Origin of the sequence: Rhizobium sp. YJ-22 (genome assembly GCF_029601685.1) — a bacterium.
Lineage (GTDB): Bacteria > Pseudomonadota > Alphaproteobacteria > Rhizobiales > Rhizobiaceae > Metarhizobium.
In genome coordinates, this window is the sequence record NZ_JARRIR010000009.1 from 236,000 (window position 1) to 254,954 (window position 18,955).

The window sequence follows — 18,955 nt, forward strand, 5'->3', positions numbered from 1 at the left end:
CTACCGGACCACCAGCCGGCGCACCTGCCAGGCGGCGCGGCGATAGAAGATCTCGGCCTGCAAACGCGGATCGGAATCGAAGGGATAGATGATGAACAGCGGCCCCTTGCCACGCACCGGCATATAGGCGCCATCCTGCTTCAGCGCCAGCACGACCCCGAAACGCCCGAAATCCTCGATCGGGATATCCACGACATAATCGTTGAGGGCCACCGCCGTTACCGTCGTGCCGGTGGCGCCGACCCGCTCCATCAGCTCGGCCAGCGGCACGCCGTCGAATCTCAGCGTGCCGTCATACCAGGGCGCATGGGTGATCACCGTCGCCTGCCGCATCGCCTCCAGCATGGCAAGGTCGAATTCGGCCTTGTCGCCCGTGTTGGTGATGGCGATCTTTCCGGAAATGCTGAGGATCGGCGCTCCGGTCGGCGCGGGCAGGTCGCCCGCCAGAGCGCCATGCGCGACCAGGAATACAGGAACCAAAAGACCGAAAAGAATTCGCGCCGCTCCCAATGGGATCTCCCTTCTGTCGCGAAAACGTGAGACAATTTCCCTAAATCTTTGCAAAGACAGCCAGTCGCCTTCTATCAAACCTACATCTTTCCCTTGTTATTTTTAGCGAAAAACCCTCCGCACGGTTGTGCGGAGGGTTTTTACGGTTATCGCGGACTCAGAACTCCTGCCAGTTATCCTGGGCCGCCACGGCGGCATTGCTGGCGAAGGCGGCCGCGACCTTGCGGCCCAGCGCGCGCACCGGCGAAGCGACCGGAGCTTCGGCGCCGGACACGGTTCGCACCGGGCGGGGTGCGGCAGCGGCGGTGCCGAGCTTGAACTGCGCCAGCAACTGGTTGAGCGAGGCGACCTCGCGCGCCAGCCCATGGCTGGCAGCTGTCGACTCCTCGACCATGGCCGCGTTGCGCTGCGTGTCCTGGTCCATCTGATTGACGGCGGTATTGATCTGCTGCAGGCCGGAGGACTGTTCCTGCGCCGCCTCGACGATCGCAGCGATATTGCGGTCGATGTCGTGAACCTCCGAGACGATGGTCGTGAGCGCCTTGCCGGTCTCGCCGACCAGTTCGACGCCTTCCTGCACCTGGCCGTTCGAGGTGGTGATCAGCGCCTTGATCTCCTTGGCGGCATGGGCCGAGCGCTGCGCCAGTTCGCGCACTTCCTGGGCGACGACGGCGAAGCCCTTGCCGGCTTCGCCCGCGCGCGCTGCTTCCACGCCGGCATTCAACGCCAGGAGATTGGTCTGGAAGGCGATTTCGTCAATGACGCCGATGATGTTGGCGATCTCCTCGGAGGACTTTTCGATGCGCTCCATCGCGCCGATGGCGCGGCGCACCACCTCGCCGGATTGCTCGGCATCGTGGCGGGCGCGGTTGGCAAGCGCGCCGGCCTCCTGGGCACGGCGGGTGGAATCCTTGACCGTCGTGGTGATCTGCTCCAGGGCTGCGGCGGTTTCCTCGACGGCCGCCGCCTGCTGCTCGGTGCGCTTGGCAAGATCGTCGGCGGCCGCACGGATTTCCCTGGCGCCGGCATCGATGCCGCGGGCGTTTTCGGAAACGCTGGCCAGCGCCTCCTGCAGCTTGCCCGCGGATGCGTTGAAATCGCTGCGCACCGCATCCAGCGTCTCGGTGAACGGCTGTTCGATGCGATAGGAGACGTCGCCGTCCGACAGCTTGGCAAGCGCGATCGCCAGGTTGTCGACGGCAAAGCGGACATCGGCGGCCTCACGGGCGCGCTGCTCCTCGCGCGCCAGGCGCTCCTTTTCCGACAGGCTGCGATTGGCGTCGGCTTCCTGCTCAAGCCGGATGCGCTCGCGCGCATTCTGCAGGAAGACCTCGACAGCCTTGGCCATCTGACCGACCTCGTCGCCGCGCGTCATGCCGGGAATGGCGTCCTGCACATCGCCGCCGGCGAGGCTGCGCATCCGTTCCTGCAGGCTGCCGAGCGGCCCGGTGATCTCACGCGTGGCGACCAGCAGGCCGGCGCCGAAGGAGGCGGCGAGCGCGGCCGCGATCACCGCCAGCGAATAGATGACGGTGCTGCTGTTGCCGTCCGAAATCGTTGCCGCCCGCTTTTCCAGCTCGATGCGCAACGCGTCGGTGAAGGCGCGCAGGCGCTTGCCGAAATCGGCGGCCTGCATATCGAGATCGGCGATCCTTTCGCGGAAGGCCTGCGCCTCGCCCCTGGCGTTTCCATCGGCCAAGGCTTGCAGAGCCGTCTCGATGCCGTGCATCTCGGCGACGAAACCGTCGATTGCGGCCGCCTTTTCTGGCAGGTGACCCCTGGCTTCGTTCATCCGTTCGTACATCTGTTGCGAATTCGTCTTGAGGTCGTCGAGTGCGAAGCCGATTTCGCCGGATTGCGGATCGTGAAGACCTGTCCTGTAGGCATCGTAGAACAGGCTGACGAAATTGCGGTCGGCGCGGGCGATCTGGCGCAGCGCGACCGCATCCGCATTCACGAACCGCGTATAGACCGTGTCGCTGGTCTGGAATTCTCGCCCCATATAGGCTGCACCACCAAGAGCGACCACCGAAACGGCCGTCAGCACCGACAATATTTTGACCTTGATTTTTGCGCTTGTCAGAAAAGACATTGCCTGACCTTTATATCTGAAAATGGCGGTTGCGGTCCGGTCGATGCGCCAATCCCGAAGTCGCCATGGCATGCGGCGGCGAACACGGGGATCGCAAGCATCCGAGGTTTTCGGCTTGCCGACCGGGACCGCAGACCGAGACATCCGGCCCGCCGCATGTGAGGGATGCCGCTGCAATTCATTCGAGCGACGTGGAGGAAAGCATCGGGTTCGAATACCCGCGTGGATATCCGGGTTCCCGCATGAGTTGACCCTGGTTGCGGAAAGTAAAGAAAACACTAGCTCTGCAGGACGCGCCGTTTTTGGCTGCGCAAAAGGGATATGTTTGAGGAAATCGGACAAATTATACCCGGCTGAGCGGCTGTTCCAGCGCGGCGCGCCGCTTCGTATCCGACGGGCTTTCGCCATAGGCCATGCGGTAGGTCGCGGAAAACCGCCCAAAATGGAAGAAGCCCCATTTCAGACAGATCTCCTTCACGGAGCGGTCGTTCAGCGGATCGGAAAGGTCCGAGCGCGCCGCCTCCAGACGGATGCCGCGCAGATAGGCCGCCGGCGTCGTGTCCTTGAAAGCGCGAAAGCCGTTTTCCAGCGCCCGCACCGAAATGCCGGCATCGGCGGCGACCATGCCCATGGTGATCGGCTTGTCGATATAGGTACGCATGAACTCGACAGCGCGGTGAATGTGGCGTGGCGCGATGAGTGACGGGGTCTGGTCGAGCAGGTAGGAAAAGCGATGCGGCACGTTGCGCGCCAGAAGATCGGTCAGCGCCTGCGCCAGATGCGCCATGGCCAGCGGCGATTGCAGCAGCGGCCCGCCATGGCGCATGCCGTCGATCACGGTCTGAAGCAGCATGTCGATCACCTGCCCTTCCCGGGTGGCGGTGTCGAGGATGGGGCGAAGATCGAGCGAACCGCTGAACGGCTTGTCGATCAGGGCTGCGACGGTCTGGGAGACCAGCGACCAGTCGAGGAAGACGACATCGTGGACATTGAGGTCGCCGCGCACGAAAAAGCGCTCCGCCTCGCAATTGTTGGTGAACGTGATGCGGCCGGGAAAGCCCTCGATCGTGGTCTGGCCAAGCCTGGCGTTCAGCGCCCCCATGCGCGGCAGGGCGATCGACAGCATTTCCGGCGTGTCGCTATTGGAGCGCAGATCCCACTCGCCGCGATAATGGCCGCTGACCAGCGTCATCAGGCCGTTGGAGCGCAAATCCGCCCGCCAGCGGAAATCCCGAAGCGCCGTCGTGGGCGCGGCGTCGAAGCCCCCGAATTCCGCAGTCAGCGTATCGTGCATGCTTTCGAAGCCGCTGCCCTGGAACCGCCATCCGGGTTCCGGTTTGTTCTTGTCCAGCATTTTCCGACATTCCTCCCCTCATGCCTGCAGTCTTTTCTTTCACCGCCCCCGTCATCACCGGCCGATGGCTTTGCCCGACCACCTCCTCCAGATGCCTGCGGTCGGCTTGCAGCCCGCGATGTTCACTCCCTCCGTATTGCGCGGCGGCGGCTTGTTTCCCGTCGGCGTCGGCGAAACAGCGGACATGGAATCGATGTCCATGCTCCGTGTCGGTCTGTCACCCCGCTACCGGGCAACGGGCCGGTCCGCCATTTTCGCCGCAGCCGGCGACCGCGCAAACCGCTAGGGTAAACACTTGTTAATCGCGTCGCAGAACAATAGAATTCGGCGCAAATCAAAGGTTTGGTGGGCTATTCCCATCGGATGCGCCGATTTTGCCAGTTGTTCCAGCCTCTTATCCAATAGCTTTACCGGGCGGTTTTGAAAGTTCCGGCCTCCTTCCTTGCTCAAAAGCTCGCCACAGGCGAATTTATCGAACGAAATACAATCAATGCGTTTGTTCGATCGTCCCGAATAGCTCTTGCAACTTGCGATATGGCAATCGTAATATTGGCGGGCGGCAGGCAGAACAGTTCATCGCTTCGGGTCGGAATGCATAACAAATACCTTTTCCTATCGGAAAAAGCCGTCGAGCAGATACGATCAGCGAAAGACAAGGACGAACTCGGAAACGCGATTTCCCGGGCATTGGGAGATCTGGGTTTTCAGTCCTTCCATTTCAGTTGCTTCAAGAAGGACAAGGACGAACTGGTTTACGATCCCACCTGCTGCGCCTGGGCCGGGGATTTTTTCGAGGCCTATCGCCGCGAGGACTGGAACGCGGCCAATCCGCTGCTGAGACGCTCGATACTGGAATGCAACACCTTCGCCTGGAGTGCGGCCGACAATCCCACCGACACCGATTACCAGCGCTACATGGGTTTTCTGCGCGATGGCGGCATCCAGAGCGGCGTCATCGTCCATGTCGCCACCGGCAATACCATGAGTGGTATCTCCGCCGAGATGGCGACGGCGCAGAGCTTTTCACTTGATATCGTCAAAGCCGTGTCGATCGTCACCCAGGCGGCGATGATGCGTGCCGAACTGCTCGGCATCGGCAAGGCTTCGGCCATCGAGGAGAGCATTGCCGGGCGGCTTCTCACCGCCACCCAGCTTGAGATCCTTAAATGGGCGGCGGAGGGAAAATCCAACAGCGACATCGCCACGATCATGGGCATGTCGAAGCGCGGCATCGACTATCACATGGGGGAAATCCTGCGCAAACTGGGTGTCGCCACCCGGATCCAGGCGATTTCCACCTATTTTGGACAGCGCTGACAGCAAACGCCGTCAGGCCGAGCCGACATAGTCGAGGCCGATGTCCAATGTCGGGGCGCTGTGGGTGATCCAGCCGACCGAGAGCAGGTCGACGCCGCTTTCGGCAATCGCGGCGGCAGTCGCCGGCGTGATGCCGCCGGAGGCCTCGGCAATCGCCCTGTTATCGATAATGCCGACCGCCTCGCGCAGCAGGTCGGGCGTCATGTTGTCGAGCAGCACGGCATCGACGCCCTCGCCCATCACCTCGCGCAACTGGTCGAGCGTATCGACCTCAACCTCGATCTTGACGAGATGGCCGACATTGGCCTTGGCGCGGCGGATCGCCTCTTTTACGCCGCCGGCAATGGCGACGTGGTTGTCCTTGATCAGCACGGCATCATAGAGCGCGAAGCGATGGTTCATGCCGCCGCCGGCGCGCACCGCCTGCTTTTCCAGCGCCCGCAGGCCCGGCGTCGTCTTGCGGGTGCAGACGACGGAGGCCTTGGTGCCGGCAACGGCCGCGACGATGCCGGCGGTGACGCTGGCGATGCCGGAGAGATGGCCGAGGAAATTCAGCGCCGTGCGCTCGCCCGTCAGCAGCAGCCGCGACGGCCCCTCGACGGTGAGGATGCGCTCGCCCGGCGACAGCCTTGCGCCATCGCTAACATGGCGGGTGACGGTGAGCCCCGGATCGACCAGCCGGAAGGCCAGTTCGGCGGCATCGAGGCCGGCGACCACCCCCGGCTGGCGTGCCGCCGCCACCAGCGTCGAGCGATGCCCGGCCGGGATGACCGCATTCGAGGTGATATCGCCGGCAAGGCCGAGATCCTCGATCAGCGCGGCGCGCACGATGGGTTCGAGGATCACATGCGGCAGGGGAGCAAGAAACATCTCAGGCACTCCGGGCAAGGGGATGGGTGAGCGCCGCGCCGGCATGGGCGCAGACTTCGGCAAAGGTCATCCGCCGCCGCGCAGGCAACGAAGCGGTCAAGGGATAATCGGTACGGGCATGGGCGCCGCGCGATTCCGCGCGCAGCAGCGCGAAGACGGCGATGGAGAGCGCCACCATGGCCGGATCGGCGGCAGTCCCTTCCGCCTCCACCAGCGGCAGCAGGGCTTTGACGGCGTCGCGCAGGTTTTCGCCGTCGCGCAGGACCGAGAGGTGGCGTGACACCACGGCACGCACCGCCGCCGGATCGGCTGATGGCGGCAGGGTCGAATCCACAAACGGCCGGACTTCGCCGACCGGCTGACCAGCAATATCCTCGGCGGCGTTCAGGCCCATGACCGCCGCTTCGAGCAGCGAGTTGCTGGCCAGCCGGTTGGCGCCGTGCAGGCCGGTCGCGCCGGCCTCGCCGACGACCCAGAGGCCTTCGACGGAACTGCGCCCGTCGAGACCGGTGGCGACGCCGCCCATGTGGTAATGCACGGCCGGGCGCACCGGGATCGGCTGGCGGGCCGGATCGATGCCGGCCTGCCGGCATAGCCCGTCGATGCGCGGAAAACGCGCCGCGAAGCGATCGCCCAGCGCAGGACGCGCATCGAGGAAGACGCGACCGCCCCGGGCGATCTCGGCGCTGATGGCGCGCGCCACGATATCGCGCGGCGCAAGTTCCGCGCCCGGCCGGTCGGCCATGAAGCGTTCGCCGCGCTCGTTGATGAGGATCGCGCCCTCGCCGCGCACGGCCTCGCTGACCAGTCCCAGCGGACGGCCGGGACCGTCGAGCGCGGTCGGGTGGAACTGCACGAATTCCATATCCGAAAGCACTGCGCCTGCGCGCGCGGCAAGCCCGATGCCCTGCCCCCAGTTGCCGGAGGGGTTGGTGGTCGCCTCGTAGAGACCGCCGAGCCCGCCGGTTGCAAGGACGACATGCGCGGTCGGCAGCAAGGCCGCGCCGCCGGCATGGTTGCCGAGCAGCCCGGCGATTTTTCCGTCCCGCATCACGAGGCGGCGCACCTCGAAACCGGAGAGAACAGCGATCGACGGCGTGTTTTTGACAGCGGCGATCAGCGGTCGGATGATCGCGGCCCCGGAACTGTCGCCCTCGGCATGGAGAATGCGGCGGCGGCTGTGCGCGGCCTCTAGCCCCAGGGCATAAGCACCATCCGCATCACGGTCGAAGCGGACGCCGAAGGCTTCCAGACGGGCGACGAGATCGGGCGCCCGCGCCAGAATGGCGGAGGCTGCGGCCTCGTCGCAAAGCCCGGCGCCGGCGGCGAGCGTATCGGCCAGATGCAGGCCGACGCCATCATCCGCGCCGATGGCGGCGGCGAGGCCGCCCTGCGCCCAGGCGCTCGACGTTTCCTCGCCAAGCCCGGCGCGGGTGATCAGCACGACGGGACGCGGGGCGAGCGCCAACGCCGTCATCAGCCCGGCCAACCCGCTGCCAACCACGGCAACGCGGCCGGCGAGCCTGTCCAAAAATTCGGTCATATCGCAAGCATCCTTTCCACTGCGCGGCGCGCGCCCTCGGCGACAGCGGGATCGACCGTCACTTCATGGCGGTTTTCCTCCAGCGCGGTGCGGATATTGGCGAGCGTGATGCGCTTCATATGCGGACACAGATTGCAGGGGCGGATGAACTCCACCTCCGGATGCTGCACGGCGACATTGTCGCTCATCGAGCATTCGGTGAGCAGCACGACGCGGGCCGGCTTCTTGTCACTGACATAATCCGACATGACCGCCGTCGAGCCGGCGAAATCGGCTTCCGCCACCACCTCCGGCGGGCATTCGGGATGGGCGAGCACGACGACGCCGGGATGGGCCTCGCGCAGGTCGCGCACATCCTGCGCGTTGAACAGCTCATGCACCTCGCAATGGCCATGCCAGGCGAGGATTTCCACATCCGTCTCCCGCGCCACATTGCGCGCCAGATATTCGTCGGGGATCATCAGCACCTTGGGCACGCCGAGCGACTCCACCACCTTGCGGGCATTGCCCGAGGTGCAGCAGATGTCGGAGGCCGCCTTCACCGCCGCCGAGGTGTTGACATAGGTGATGATCGGCACGCCGGGATGGGCCTGTCGCAGCAGCGCCACGTCCTCCGGCGTGATCGAATCCGCCAGCGAACAGCCCGCCTGCATGTCGGGGATCAGCACCGTCTTCGAGGGGTTCAGGAGTTTTGCTGTCTCGGCCATGAAATGCACCCCGGCCAGCACGATGACATCGGCATCGACCTCCACCGCCTTGCGCGCCAGCGCCAGGCTGTCGCCGACGATATCGGCGACGCCGTGGAAAATATCCGGCGTCTGGTAGTTGTGGGCGAGGATCACCGCATTGCGGCGGCGCTTCAGGTCGAGGATGGCCTCGACATCGGCCTCGTGCGACATCCACTCCGCCCGGGGCATGACGCGGCTGACACGATGATAGAGCGAGGCTGCGGAAACCGGGGAATTCATGGCGACTCCTTTTTATACTCGTTTTGAGTATATCCGGGACGCAGTGTTATTCTCGATTTGAGTTTATGTCAATTGCGGGAAAGAGGGAGTTTCGTGCCCGACATGGCCCTCTCTTCGAGCACGGCATGGCGATAGCGAAACAGCTTGGCCGGCCGGCCGCCGGTGCCACTGGTCATCTCGCCGGTTTCCTCGATCAGTTCCTGCTGGTCGATCAGGCGGCGGAAATTCGGCTTGTGCAGGGTCAGCCCCGCCAAGGCCTCCACCGAGCGCTGCAATTGCAGCAGGGTGAAATTCTCCGGCATCAATTCGAAAACGACCGGACGGTATTTGATCTTGGCGCGCAGCCGGGCGATGCCGGTGGCGAGGATGCGGCGGTGATCGGCAAACATCGGCCGGCCGCCGGCCGGATGTGCCGCGCCGCCGGCTTCCGCCACCAGCCCGGCCTCATACATCAGCTCGTAGCGCTGCAGCACCAGATCCTCGTTCCAGGCCGCCCCCGCAAGCCCGAAGGTGAAATCCACTCGCCGCTGGCGAAGGTCGCGCCGCTTCGGTTCCGCGCCCGCCCATTCCGTCAGCCGCGCGGCGATGCCGTCCAGAATTTTCGGCCGGCCCTGGCGGTGATCCTCCCACGGGAAATAATCGTACCAGCCGTGCCAGCCGGGACGGCCCGCCCCCGGCGCCGCCTGCTCGCGCACCAGGCCGAGATAGCTGATCGAGATCGTCCGCCCCGTCGCTTCGTCGGTGCGGTCGCGGTCGGCAAAGGTGTAGAGCTGTTCGAGATAGCCGATCGGATGGCCGGTCTGGTCGCCGACCCATTCGCGCAAACCCGCCTGTAGGCTGCGATGGCCAAGCTCGAACGGGCCGGAGGGCAAGGCAAACCCGCCCTGCACCGTCATCACCCGCGGCGCGTCGCCGGTGACCGCCGCCAGCACCGCGATGAGTTCAGCATGGGCAAGTCCAGTGGTCACGACGGTCCTATCCTCAAACGATAAAATGGCTTTTCGCTTTTGCCATATCCGCTGGAAGAAGCCAACGCGATGCCACCCCGACTTGCTTAACAGGTGAATTACATTGACTCCCGCACGCGCCGGGCGCATCCTTGAGCCGACGCGCCTTCGCCAAGGCGACCGTCCTTTGTTGGGAGGCAAAGTTGGATCTCGTTCAGCACAAGAGCCTCGTGCCCGAGGCATGGTCCACCGTATCCTACGACCAGTGGGCCGACGACCTGCGTTCGATCTGCGGCAATTTCAATCCCAAGACGGTGGAGCGCGGCGACGCCGTGCTCGGCGCGGCCCGGCGCATCGATGTCTGCGGCATGGAGTTCGCCCATGTCTCCAACGATCTCGATTGCGTGCGCCGTGGCTGGGACGACATCCGCCGCGATCCCCACGAACATCTGTTCCTCATCGTCCAGATCGAGGGAAGCTGCGGGCTGGAGCATGGCGACCGCCAGACCGTCCTCGATATCGGCGAATGCATCCTCGTCGATTCCACCCGTCCCACCACCTTCTATTTCGGCGGCCGTTTCTCCAACCACATCTCGCTGCACCTGCCGCGCCAGATGATGTATTCCGACAGCCGCATCCATTTCGACATCGCCCGCAAACTCTCCGCCTACGATCCGATGGCGCAGATGCTGCATGCGCTGATAGCCAAGATCATGATGACGGCGGAAGCGGATTCGGCCTCGCCGCATCTGCGGCAGCTGATGTTCACCGCCACGCGCCAGGCGTTTCATTCCAGCCGCGACAGCGAGCCGCTGCATGCCCTGCATGACAGCGCCAGCAAGCGGCTGCAGATGGTCGACCTGCTGATCGACCGGCATCTCACCGAAAACGACCTCTCCGCCCGCTGGCTGGCGACACGGCTCGGCATCTCAATCCGCACGCTGCAGCAGGATTTTCAAGGGGTGGGCGTCACCTGCACCACTATCATCCGCGATAAGCGGCTGCGGCTCGCCAAGGAAAAGATCGAGCAGCTCAAGGAGCAGAAATCCGGTGGCACCATCGCCGAGGTCGCCTATTCCGCCGGTTTCAACGACATTTCCTATTTCAACCGCAGCTTCAAGGAATTGTTCGACTGCGCCCCGACCGACCTGCTGAGAAGCAGGGAACGGTAATGCGCTGCGTTCCGGTCCAAGCCGGGGCGCGCTTCTCCCCAAGACGGCCGATGGCCGCGCGGCGATACTCCTCCCGACACGTCAAGGGAGGACAGGACTTTGAAGCAGTACACGCTGCTCATCGGCGGCGAACGCGTCGCCACGCTCAACCACGCCGAAGTGCGCAATCCGTCGACCGGCGCGGTCGTCGGGCTGATGCCGCTGGCGAGCCAAGCCGATCTCGACCGCGCGGTCGCCGCCGCAGGCACCGCCTTCGCGCACTGGTCGAAGACCACGGATGCCGAGCGGGCCGAGGCCTGCCGCGCCATCGGCGAAAAGCTCTCCGACCATGCCGAAGAGGTCGCCCGGCTGCTGACGCTGGAACAGGGCAAGCCGCTGAACGGGCTCGGCTCGCGCTTCGAGTTGGGCGGCGCGCTCGCCTGGACACGCCACACCGCCGAACTCAGCCTGCCGGTCGAGGTGGTGCAGGACGACGAGCAGGGCCGCGTCGAGCTTCACCGCAAGCCGATCGGCGTCACCGGCTCGATCACGCCGTGGAACTGGCCTGTCATGATCGCCTGCTGGCACATCATTCCCGCCGTGCGCGCCGGCAATACGGTGGTGATAAAACCCTCGCCGCTGACGCCGCTCTCCACCATCCGCCTGGTCGAGATCATCAACGAGGTGCTGCCGGCCGGCGTCGTCAACGTCGTCACCGGCGAGAATGCCATCGGCGCAGCGCTCTCGGCCCATCCCGGCATCGCCAAGATGACCTTCACCGGCTCGACCGAAACGGGCAAGAAGGTAATGGCCTCGGCGGTCGCGACGCTGAAGCGTCTGACGCTGGAACTCGGCGGCAACGATGCCGGCATCGTGCTGCCCGATGCCGATCCGGCCAAGATCGCCGAAGGCCTGTTCTGGGGCGCCTTCATCAACAACGGCCAGACCTGCGCGGCGCTGAAGCGGCTCTACGTCCATGACAGCCTCTATGACGAGGTCTGCCAGCGGTTGACGGATTACGCCGCCAATATCCGCGTCGGCGACGGCCTCGACGAGGCGAGCATTCTCGGCCCGGTCCAGAACGCCATGCAGTTCAACAAGGTGCGCGAGCTGGTCGAGGATTCCAAGGCCCATGGCGGCCGCATCCTCATCGGCGGCGAGGCGCCGGGCGGCGACGGTTATTTCTATCCGGTCACGCTGGTGGCTGATGTCGACAACGGCGTGCGGCTGGTGGACGAGGAGCAGTTCGGCCCGGTGCTGCCGATCATCCGCTATCGCGATCTCGACGAGGTAATCCGCCGCGCCAACGACAATCCCGCCGGCCTCGGCGGCTCGGTCTGGTCGGGCGATCCCGAAAAGGCCCGGGCGGTCGCGCTGCAGCTCGAATGCGGCTCGGTCTGGATCAACAAGCATGGCGCCATCCAGCCGAACGCCCCCTTCGGCGGCGTCAAGCAATCCGGCATCGGCGTCGAATTCGGCGTCGACGGCCTCAAGGAATTCACCACCATCCAGACGGTGCTGAGCTGATGGGCGCGGTTTACGATTATATCATCGTGGGCGACGGTTCCGCCGGCTGCGTCGTCGCCAACCGCCTCTCGGAAAACCCCGCCAATCGCGTGCTGCTGATCGAATCCGGCCGGCGCGACAGCGATCCCTGGATCCATATCCCCGCCACCTTCTTCAAGGTGCTGGGCAAGGGTATCGACATCCACCCCTATGCCTCCGATCCGCAGGCGGGCCTGAACGGCCGCCCCTCCATCGTGCCGCAAGGCAATGTGCTGGGCGGCGGCTCCTCGGTCAATGCGATGATCTATATTCGCGGCCATCGCAACGACTACGATACCTGGTCGCAGATGGGCTGCCGCGGCTGGTCCTATGACGAGGTGCTGCCGGTCTTCAAGGCCTTGGAAAACAACAAGGCCCTGAACGGCGACTATCATGGCCGCGAGGGCACGCTTGCCGTGTCCAATCCCCGCCACCGCCATCCGCTGTCGGAAGCCTTCGTCAAGGCCGCCGTCGAGGCCGGCCTGAAGCCGAATGCGGATTTCAACGGCGCGGAGCAGGAAGGCGTCGGCTTCTACCAGAGCACGACCAACAACGGCCGGCGCTGGAGTTCGGCCATGGCCTTCCTGCGCGAGGCGGAAAAGCGGCCGAACGTCACGGTGCTGACCGAAAGCGAGGTGGCGCGGGTAGTCTTCGAAGGCCGCCGCGCCGTCGGCGTCGCGCTGCTCGACGGCACCGTCTACCGCGCCACCCGCGAGATCGTGCTCTGCGCCGGGGCCATCGCCACGCCGCGCCTGCTGCAGCTTTCCGGCATAGGCAACGGCGCGCACCTGTCGTCGCTCGGCATCGAGGTCGTCTCCGACCTGCCCGGCGTCGGCGAGAATTACCAGGACCATCTGGAAGTGCCGGTCCAGGCCGAAACCCGCCAGCCGATCTCCATCCTCGGTCATGACAAGGGCCTGAAGGCGGTCGGTCACATGCTGCGTTACCTGACCTCGAAACAGGGCCTGCTCTCCTCGAACGTCGTCGAATGCGGCGGTTTCGTCGACACGGCCGGCACCGGCCAGCCGGATGTGCAGTTCCATGTCCTGCCGGTGCTGATCGGCTTCGTCGACCGCGAGCCGGAGCCGGGCCATGGCTTTTCCATCGGCCCCTGCTATCTGCGGCCGCGCTCGCGCGGCTCGATCCGCATCGCCTCGGCCGATCCCGCCGCCAAGGTGGATTTCGACGCCAATGCGCTGGCCGACCGCGAGGATGTCGAGACGCTGATGCGCGGCGTCAAGGCAGCGATCCGCATCCTCGATACGCCGTCGATGCGAGCCGTCGTCAAGCGCCGCCTCCTGCCGCGCCCCGGCGTCGAAAACGATGCCGCCGCGCTGGAAGCCTATATCCGCCAGACCGCGAAAACCGTGTTCCATCCGGCCGGCACCGCGAAGATGGGCCGCGAGGACGACCCGATGGCGGTGGTGACGCCGGAGCTGAAGGTGCGCGGCGTCCACGGCCTGCGCATCGCCGACGCCTCTGTCATGCCGACGCTGGTCTCCGGCAACACCAATGCCCCCTGCATGATGATCGGCGCCCGCGCCGCCACCTTCATGGCACGCGGTCCGCGCTGACCTGCTTCGCCGGCGCGGATGGCAAGCGCCGGCGGACCAGGCCGCAGCTTTCGCCCTTCAGGCGCGCATTGCCTCCGCGACCCGCAAGGTGTCGGTGAACTGTTCGAAGCGGCGGATTTTGCCGTCAGCCACGCCCCAGACATGCACGACACGCACGTTCATCGCCTTGCCGGTCGCTTTGCAACGGGCCGTATAATTGCCGATCGCCACCACATCGTCGCCGGCATCCAGCAACCGCTGGAGCGTGAAGGTGTAATCGTCCCAGGCCGAACCGAGCGCGGCAAAGACATTTTCGACGATGGCCTGCGGCCCGACATAGGTGCCGGCGCAGGGAAAGCCGTCCATCTCCGTCCAGCGGCAATCCTCGGCGATGTCGGCAAGCATGCCGTCCATGTCGCGGCGATCATTGGCATCGTAGTGGCTCTTGACGATTTCGAAGGCTGTGCGCATCGGGCAAACTCCTTGGCGATATTAAAATGTTAGAATTCACTTACGGACAAAGAGCAGGTCCTTCCGGAATTTCATGGCTGTGTGGTGCTTTTCTTCAATCGGCAAAAGCCAGCGTCGGCAAATCGACGGTGCCGGCGCCGCCGTCCACGGTCAGGATGGCGCCGTTGATCATCGCCGCCTCGGGCGAGGCCAGGAAGCAGACGGCATTGGCGACTTCGTCCGCCGTCGCCGGGCGGCCGAGCGGCACGTCCTTGGTGACCAGCGCATAGGCTTCCTCCACCGAGTTCAGCTTGAATTTCTCGATGACCATCTGCATTTCCTCATCCGCCATCGGCGTCGAGACCCAGCCCGGGCAGACGGTATTGGTGCGCACGCCGAAGCGGCCGTAATCGCGCGCCAGCGACTTGGCGAGGCCGATGCAGGCATGTTTCATGGTGACATAGCCGGCGGCATCCGGCCCGGCGAACAGGCCCGCGATCGACGACAGCACGACGATGCTGCCCTTGGAACGCATCAGGTGCGGCAGCGTCTCGCGCGCCGAGACGAAGGCGGTGTTGAGGTTGAGGCGGGTGGCCAGAGCCCAGGTTTCGTCACTCATCGAAACGGTCGGGCCGACGCCATGGCCGCCGGCATTGGCGATCAGGATATCGACGCCGCCGAGCTGCTCAGCGGTCGCGGTGACGGCGGCCTTCATGCTGGCGGTATCGGCGGCATCGGCGGCGAAGACGGAGGCGCCGATCTCCTCGGCCACGGCCCTGAGCGGCTCAGGCCGACGCCCAACGAGCGCTATCCTGCCGCCTTCGGACGCGATGCGCCGCGCCACCGCCGCCCCGATGCCCGTGCCGCCACCGGTGATGATAGCAACCTTGTTCTGGAAACGCATATGGTCCTCCCTTTCTGTCGTTCGATCATGCGCCGAAGCGGAACGCCCGTCGCGTCCGGTCCTGCACTTCCTTTTGTCTGAGACTGCACTGGCAGATCCCGCTCTAACGAAAAAAGGCGGCCCGACCGGACCGCCTGTTTGCTGGCTTAATAAACCTTGCTGTCCGGCCCGGGATGCGCCGCCGCCTCCGCGGCCTTGAAATCGGCCAGCAATTTGGTGGTCGCATTGGCGAGCAGCGTCACATCGTTGCCGATGGCGACGAAGGTGGCGCCGAGATCGAGGTAACGCTTGGCGAGCGCCAGGTCGCCGGTCAGGATGCCGGCCGCCTTGCCATGGGTCTGAATGCGCTTCAGCGCATCCTCGACCGCCGCCTGCACTTCTGGCGCGCCCGGCTTGCCGAGATAACCCATGTCGGCGGCGAGATCGGCCGGGCCGATGAAGACGCCGTCGACGCCCTCGGTGGTGGCGATGGCGTCGAGATTGGCGATGCCGGCACGATTTTCCACCTGCAGCAGCAGGCAGACCTCGTCATTGGCCGTCTGCAGGTAATCGGGAATGCGGTTGAAGGCAGACGCGCGGGCCAGCGCCGCGCCGACGCCGCGCACGCCATGCGGCGGGTAGCGCACGGCCTTGACCATGGCTTCCGCCTGTTCGCGGCTGTCGACCATCGGGATCAGCAATGTCTGGGCGCCGATATCGAGCAATTGCTTGACCATCCAGGTCTCGCCGATCGGCGGGCGGATGACGGCATGGGACGCCGTGCCCTTCATCGCCTGCAATTGCGAGACGAGCAGCGGCACGTCGTTGGGCGCATGTTCGGCATCGAGCAGCAGCCAGTCGTAGCCGGCCCCGGCGCAGATCTCAACCGTATAGGGATTGGCGAGCGCCTGCCACAGGCCGATCTGGGCCCGGCCTTCCTTCAGCGCTGCCTTGAACGTGTTCTTGGGAGCATGCATGGGAAACACTCCTTAGAGGAAATGGCAGGCGATGGTGCCGTAAGACCCGAAATCGGCATTGATCGTATCACCGTGACGCGCCTCGACCGGACGGATGAACGAGCCGGCGAGCACGATCTGCCCCGCCTCGATACCGTCGCCATACTGGGCGAGGCGATTGGCGAGCCAGGCGATGCCGCGGGCCGGATGGTTGAGCACGCCGGCCCCCAGCCCGGTCTCCTCGACCTCGGCATTGCGCGAGACGATGGCGCCCATCCAGCGCATGTCCACCTGGTCCGGCCGCATCTGACGCCCGCCGATGACGATGCCGGCATTGGCGGCATTGTCGGAAATCGTATCGACGATGCTGCGCGCCTTCTTCGTCTCGGGATCGACACGCAACACGCGGGTGTCCAAGATCTCCAGCGCCGGGGTGATGTAGTCGGTGGCGTTGAGTACGTCGAAGATGGAAACGTTGGGGCCTTTCAGCGGCGCCTTCATCACGAAGGCGATTTCCGCCTCGATGCGCGGCTGAATGAAGCGATCGGCGGGGATGACCGCGCCGTCCTCGAACAGCATGTCGTCGAACAGCACGCCGGAATCGGGGATGTCGATATTCAAGGCATATTGCATCGCCTTGGAGGTAAGGCCGATCTTCCAGCCGATGACCTTGCGGCCGCCGGCGATCTTCTGCTTCACCCAGGCGGCCTGCACGGCATAGGCATCATCCATGCTCATGCCGGGATGCTTCAGCGACAGCAGGCCGATCTGCTTGCGGCTTTCCTCGGCGCCATCGAGGGCACTGGCGGCAGCGTCGATCTCTTGCGCGTTCAGCATGGCTTACACCTTCTCGTCGGCGATGGTGTTGCGCAGCATGCCGATGCCCTCGGCCTCGACCTCGACCACGTCGCCCGGCTTCAGCCAGATCGGCGGATCGAAGCGGGCGCCGGCCCCCGTCGGCGTGCCGCACACGATGACGTCGCCGGGAACCAGCGTGGTGAAGGTGGAGATGTAATTGATGATCTTGCGGAAGGAGAAGATCATGCGGCTGGTGCGATCCTGCTGGCGCACCTCACCGTTGACGCGGGTTTCGAGCCTGATGTCGGCAAGCTGGCTCTCGTCGGTATAGGGCACCAGCCAGGGGCCGATGGAGCCGGTGGCGTCGAAATTCTTGCCCTGCGTCACGTTGAACTTCGCGTGGCGCACCCAGTCGCGGATCGTGCCCTCGTTGCAGAGGGTGAGCGCGGCGATATGGTCGAGCGCATCGGTCTCGGAAATCCGCCGGCCGCCCTTGCCGATGACGATGGTGACTTCGCCCTCGTAATCGAGCTGCGGGCTTTCCGGCGGGCGGATCAGCGGCCGGTCATGGCCGGTGAAGGAACGCGGGAAGCGGATGAACAGCGAGGGATTGGAGGGTGCTGCCTGCCCGTCTTTGTATTCCTCGTTGCGGTCGGGGAAATTGACGCCGACGCAGATGATCTTTTCCGGCGATGGAATCGGGATCTCGTAGGTGATCTCGGAGAGCGGGATATCGGCCGGGAGGCCCTCGCCCTCTTCCGCCAGCCTGGCCAGCGCCCCGGCCTCGATGACCTCGCGCAGCGTCGGCCAGGTTTTTCCGTGCCGCGCCGAGAGATCGACGACGCCGTCCTCCTTCAGCAAACCGTAACCGCTGCCCTTGGCGGTCGAGAAACTCAACAATCTGGCCATCTGCGCCTCGCTTTTCCTGTCTGTGCCGGGGCTTCGCCGCCCCGTATTCCTCACCGAAGTCCCCTCTCCCCGCAAGCGGGAAGAGGGTCAGGGTGAGGAGCCATTCTACCTTACGGCGCGACGATCGGCTGCGCCTTCAGCACGCTGTCGCGCGGCTCGGCGCCGGCGAACAGGCTGCCTTCCTCGAACCAGGATTTCGGCGCCGGCGCGCCCCACAGCGTCTGGCGCTGCGGATCCTTCAGATCCCACTTGATCGGCTCCAGGTCGGGGTCGACCGTCTGGTAATCCGAGCAGTAGATCTCGATGCGATGGCCGTCGGGATCGCGGATATAGAGGAAGAAGGCATTGGAAATGCCGTGACGGCCGGGGCCGCGCTCGATGTTCGGCAGCCAGCCGGTGGTCGACATCAGGTCGAGCAGGTCGATGATGTTGAGCGGCGTCGGCACCCAGAAGGCGGTGTGGTGCAGGCGCGGACCCTTGCCGTTGGTGAAGGCGATGTCATGGACGCCGCCCTTGCGGTGCGTCCAGGCTGCCCAGAGACGGCCGGTTTCCTCGTCGGCGGTGTATTCCGTCACGCGGAAACCGATCTCGTTGTAGAAGGCGACGCTTTCGTCGACATTGGGCGAGAAGCAGTTGAAATGATCGATGCGCAGCGGCTTCACGCCCTTGTAGAGCGCGTATTTCTGGTGGATCGGCGGCAGGCGGTCCATCTTGGAGTAGAACTCCAGCGGAATGCCATGCGGATCGCGGGTGCGGAAGGTTCGGCTCTGGTAAGGACGCTCGATCCATTCGACCGGCAGGCCCTTGCCCTTGAAGAAATGCTCGGCCTTGTCGAGGTCTTCTTCGGAATAGACCTTGAAGCCGAGGTCGCGGGCTTCGGCCTTGTCGGCCTTCTTGAGCACGATGCAGTGATGGCCGCGCTCTTCCAGCGCCCGCAGATAGATCGTGTCCTTGTCCTCGTCGGTCACCTGCAGGCCGAGCGTATCGACATAGAAGGCGCGCGACTTGGCAAGATCGGTGACGGCGAGTTCGACGTGGCTGAGGCGCACGATGTTGAAGGCTGGGTAGAGATTGGGGGTCGGTAGGGCCATGATTTCCTCCTCAAAGTG

At 64.8% G+C, this 18,955-nt stretch carries 18 protein-coding genes; 4 read left to right on the top strand and 14 right to left on the bottom strand.

The features are described 5' to 3' along the window. The 4 genes from P7F60_RS21270 to P7F60_RS21285 all read right to left on the bottom strand — a co-directional run bounded on the left by P7F60_RS21270 (position 1) and on the right by P7F60_RS21285 (position 4,157). A complete protein-coding gene (locus P7F60_RS21270) occupies positions 1-480 on the bottom strand; it encodes a molybdopterin-dependent oxidoreductase (protein WP_277919694.1) in 480 nt (159 codons plus the stop codon). 187 nt (positions 481-667) lie between these two features. Further along, complete coding sequence (locus P7F60_RS21275) at positions 668-2,602, bottom strand: methyl-accepting chemotaxis protein (protein WP_277919695.1); 1,935 nt, start codon at positions 2,600-2,602, stop codon at positions 668-670. Between the two features lie 343 nt (positions 2,603-2,945). Continuing rightward, the gene (locus tag P7F60_RS21280; protein ID WP_277919696.1) at positions 2,946-3,956 is read right to left on the bottom strand and encodes an AraC family transcriptional regulator; all 1,011 of its coding nucleotides are present in this window, start codon (positions 3,954-3,956) and stop codon (positions 2,946-2,948) included. A gap of 54 nt (positions 3,957-4,010) precedes the next feature. Next, positions 4,011-4,157, bottom strand: a complete 147-nt coding sequence (locus P7F60_RS21285) for a hypothetical protein (protein WP_277919697.1) — start codon at positions 4,155-4,157, stop codon at positions 4,011-4,013. A 390-nt stretch (positions 4,158-4,547) separates the two neighbouring features. Between P7F60_RS21285 and P7F60_RS21290 the strand changes: the two genes are divergently transcribed. Beyond that, complete coding sequence (locus P7F60_RS21290) at positions 4,548-5,273, top strand: LuxR family transcriptional regulator (RefSeq protein WP_277919698.1); 726 nt, start codon at positions 4,548-4,550, stop codon at positions 5,271-5,273. 12 nt (positions 5,274-5,285) lie between these two features. Here P7F60_RS21290 and nadC read toward each other — a convergent pair whose 3' ends face one another. From nadC to P7F60_RS21310, 4 genes are all read right to left on the bottom strand, one after another. Beyond that, the gene (nadC, locus tag P7F60_RS21295; protein ID WP_277919699.1) at positions 5,286-6,143 is read right to left on the bottom strand and encodes a carboxylating nicotinate-nucleotide diphosphorylase; all 858 of its coding nucleotides are present in this window, start codon (positions 6,141-6,143) and stop codon (positions 5,286-5,288) included. A 1-nt stretch (position 6,144) separates the two neighbouring features. Further along, on the bottom strand, positions 6,145-7,686 hold the full coding sequence (locus tag P7F60_RS21300) for an L-aspartate oxidase (RefSeq protein WP_277919700.1): 1,542 nt from the start codon (positions 7,684-7,686) through the stop codon (positions 6,145-6,147). After that, positions 7,683-8,654, bottom strand: a complete 972-nt coding sequence (nadA, locus tag P7F60_RS21305; RefSeq protein WP_277919701.1) for a quinolinate synthase NadA — start codon at positions 8,652-8,654, stop codon at positions 7,683-7,685. The genes P7F60_RS21300 and nadA overlap by 4 nt, the downstream gene beginning before the upstream one ends. Before the next feature lie 68 nt (positions 8,655-8,722). Further along, complete coding sequence (locus tag P7F60_RS21310; RefSeq protein WP_277919702.1) at positions 8,723-9,622, bottom strand: hypothetical protein; 900 nt, start codon at positions 9,620-9,622, stop codon at positions 8,723-8,725. Between the two features lie 182 nt (positions 9,623-9,804). Between P7F60_RS21310 and P7F60_RS21315 the strand changes: the two genes are divergently transcribed. From P7F60_RS21315 to P7F60_RS21325, 3 genes are all read left to right on the top strand, one after another. Further along, positions 9,805-10,773 carry a helix-turn-helix domain-containing protein gene (locus P7F60_RS21315; RefSeq protein WP_277919703.1) on the top strand — a complete coding sequence of 323 codons (969 nt, stop codon included), beginning with the start codon at positions 9,805-9,807 and terminating at the stop codon, positions 10,771-10,773. 99 nt (positions 10,774-10,872) lie between these two features. Continuing rightward, positions 10,873-12,279 (top strand): aldehyde dehydrogenase family protein, encoded by a 1,407-nt coding sequence (locus P7F60_RS21320; protein ID WP_277919704.1) that lies wholly within the window; start codon positions 10,873-10,875, stop codon positions 12,277-12,279. Further along, the gene (locus P7F60_RS21325) at positions 12,279-13,871 is read left to right on the top strand and encodes a GMC family oxidoreductase N-terminal domain-containing protein (RefSeq protein ID WP_277919705.1); all 1,593 of its coding nucleotides are present in this window, start codon (positions 12,279-12,281) and stop codon (positions 13,869-13,871) included. The genes P7F60_RS21320 and P7F60_RS21325 overlap by 1 nt, the downstream gene beginning before the upstream one ends. A 57-nt stretch (positions 13,872-13,928) precedes the next feature. Here the strand turns inward: P7F60_RS21325 and P7F60_RS21330 are convergent, their stop codons facing one another. The 6 genes from P7F60_RS21330 to hpaD form a co-directional block, all read right to left on the bottom strand. Next, positions 13,929-14,321, bottom strand: coding sequence for a nuclear transport factor 2 family protein (locus P7F60_RS21330; RefSeq protein WP_277919706.1), 393 nt, complete (start codon positions 14,319-14,321; stop codon positions 13,929-13,931). A 94-nt stretch (positions 14,322-14,415) separates the two neighbouring features. Continuing rightward, positions 14,416-15,204, bottom strand: a complete 789-nt coding sequence (locus tag P7F60_RS21335; RefSeq protein WP_277919707.1) for an SDR family oxidoreductase — start codon at positions 15,202-15,204, stop codon at positions 14,416-14,418. Positions 15,205-15,350: 146 nt separating this feature from the next. Then, positions 15,351-16,160, bottom strand: a complete 810-nt coding sequence (gene hpaI / locus P7F60_RS21340; RefSeq protein WP_277919708.1) for a 4-hydroxy-2-oxoheptanedioate aldolase — start codon at positions 16,158-16,160, stop codon at positions 15,351-15,353. 12 nt (positions 16,161-16,172) lie between these two features. Then, positions 16,173-16,976, bottom strand: a complete 804-nt coding sequence (hpaH, locus tag P7F60_RS21345) for a 2-oxo-hept-4-ene-1,7-dioate hydratase (protein WP_277919709.1) — start codon at positions 16,974-16,976, stop codon at positions 16,173-16,175. 3 nt (positions 16,977-16,979) lie between these two features. Beyond that, positions 16,980-17,846: a fumarylacetoacetate hydrolase family protein gene (locus P7F60_RS21350; protein WP_277919710.1), complete on the bottom strand. Its 867-nt coding sequence runs from the start codon at positions 17,844-17,846 to the stop codon at positions 16,980-16,982. Positions 17,847-17,956: 110 nt separating this feature from the next. Beyond that, positions 17,957-18,937 (bottom strand): 3,4-dihydroxyphenylacetate 2,3-dioxygenase, encoded by a 981-nt coding sequence (gene hpaD / locus P7F60_RS21355; protein WP_277919711.1) that lies wholly within the window; start codon positions 18,935-18,937, stop codon positions 17,957-17,959. Positions 18,938-18,955: the final 18 nt, after the last annotated feature.

Coding starts and splice junctions, on each gene's coding strand:
- P7F60_RS21275 (WP_277919695.1), bottom strand. CDS start 2,602: ATGTCTTTTCTGACAAGCGCAAAAATCAAGGTCAAAATATTGTCGGTG.
- P7F60_RS21280 (WP_277919696.1), bottom strand. CDS start 3,956: ATGCTGGACAAGAACAAACCGGAACCCGGATGGCGGTTCCAGGGCAGC.
- P7F60_RS21285 (WP_277919697.1), bottom strand. CDS start 4,157: ATGGACATCGATTCCATGTCCGCTGTTTCGCCGACGCCGACGGGAAAC.
- P7F60_RS21290 (WP_277919698.1), top strand. CDS start 4,548: ATGCATAACAAATACCTTTTCCTATCGGAAAAAGCCGTCGAGCAGATA.
- nadC (WP_277919699.1), bottom strand. CDS start 6,143: ATGTTTCTTGCTCCCCTGCCGCATGTGATCCTCGAACCCATCGTGCGC.
- P7F60_RS21300 (WP_277919700.1), bottom strand. CDS start 7,686: ATGACCGAATTTTTGGACAGGCTCGCCGGCCGCGTTGCCGTGGTTGGC.
- nadA (WP_277919701.1), bottom strand. CDS start 8,654: ATGAATTCCCCGGTTTCCGCAGCCTCGCTCTATCATCGTGTCAGCCGC.
- P7F60_RS21325 (WP_277919705.1), top strand. CDS start 12,279: ATGGGCGCGGTTTACGATTATATCATCGTGGGCGACGGTTCCGCCGGC.
- P7F60_RS21330 (WP_277919706.1), bottom strand. CDS start 14,321: ATGCGCACAGCCTTCGAAATCGTCAAGAGCCACTACGATGCCAATGAT.
- P7F60_RS21335 (WP_277919707.1), bottom strand. CDS start 15,204: ATGCGTTTCCAGAACAAGGTTGCTATCATCACCGGTGGCGGCACGGGC.
- hpaI (WP_277919708.1), bottom strand. CDS start 16,160: ATGCATGCTCCCAAGAACACGTTCAAGGCAGCGCTGAAGGAAGGCCGG.
- hpaH (WP_277919709.1), bottom strand. CDS start 16,976: ATGCTGAACGCGCAAGAGATCGACGCTGCCGCCAGTGCCCTCGATGGC.
- P7F60_RS21350 (WP_277919710.1), bottom strand. CDS start 17,846: ATGGCCAGATTGTTGAGTTTCTCGACCGCCAAGGGCAGCGGTTACGGT.
- hpaD (WP_277919711.1), bottom strand. CDS start 18,937: ATGGCCCTACCGACCCCCAATCTCTACCCAGCCTTCAACATCGTGCGC.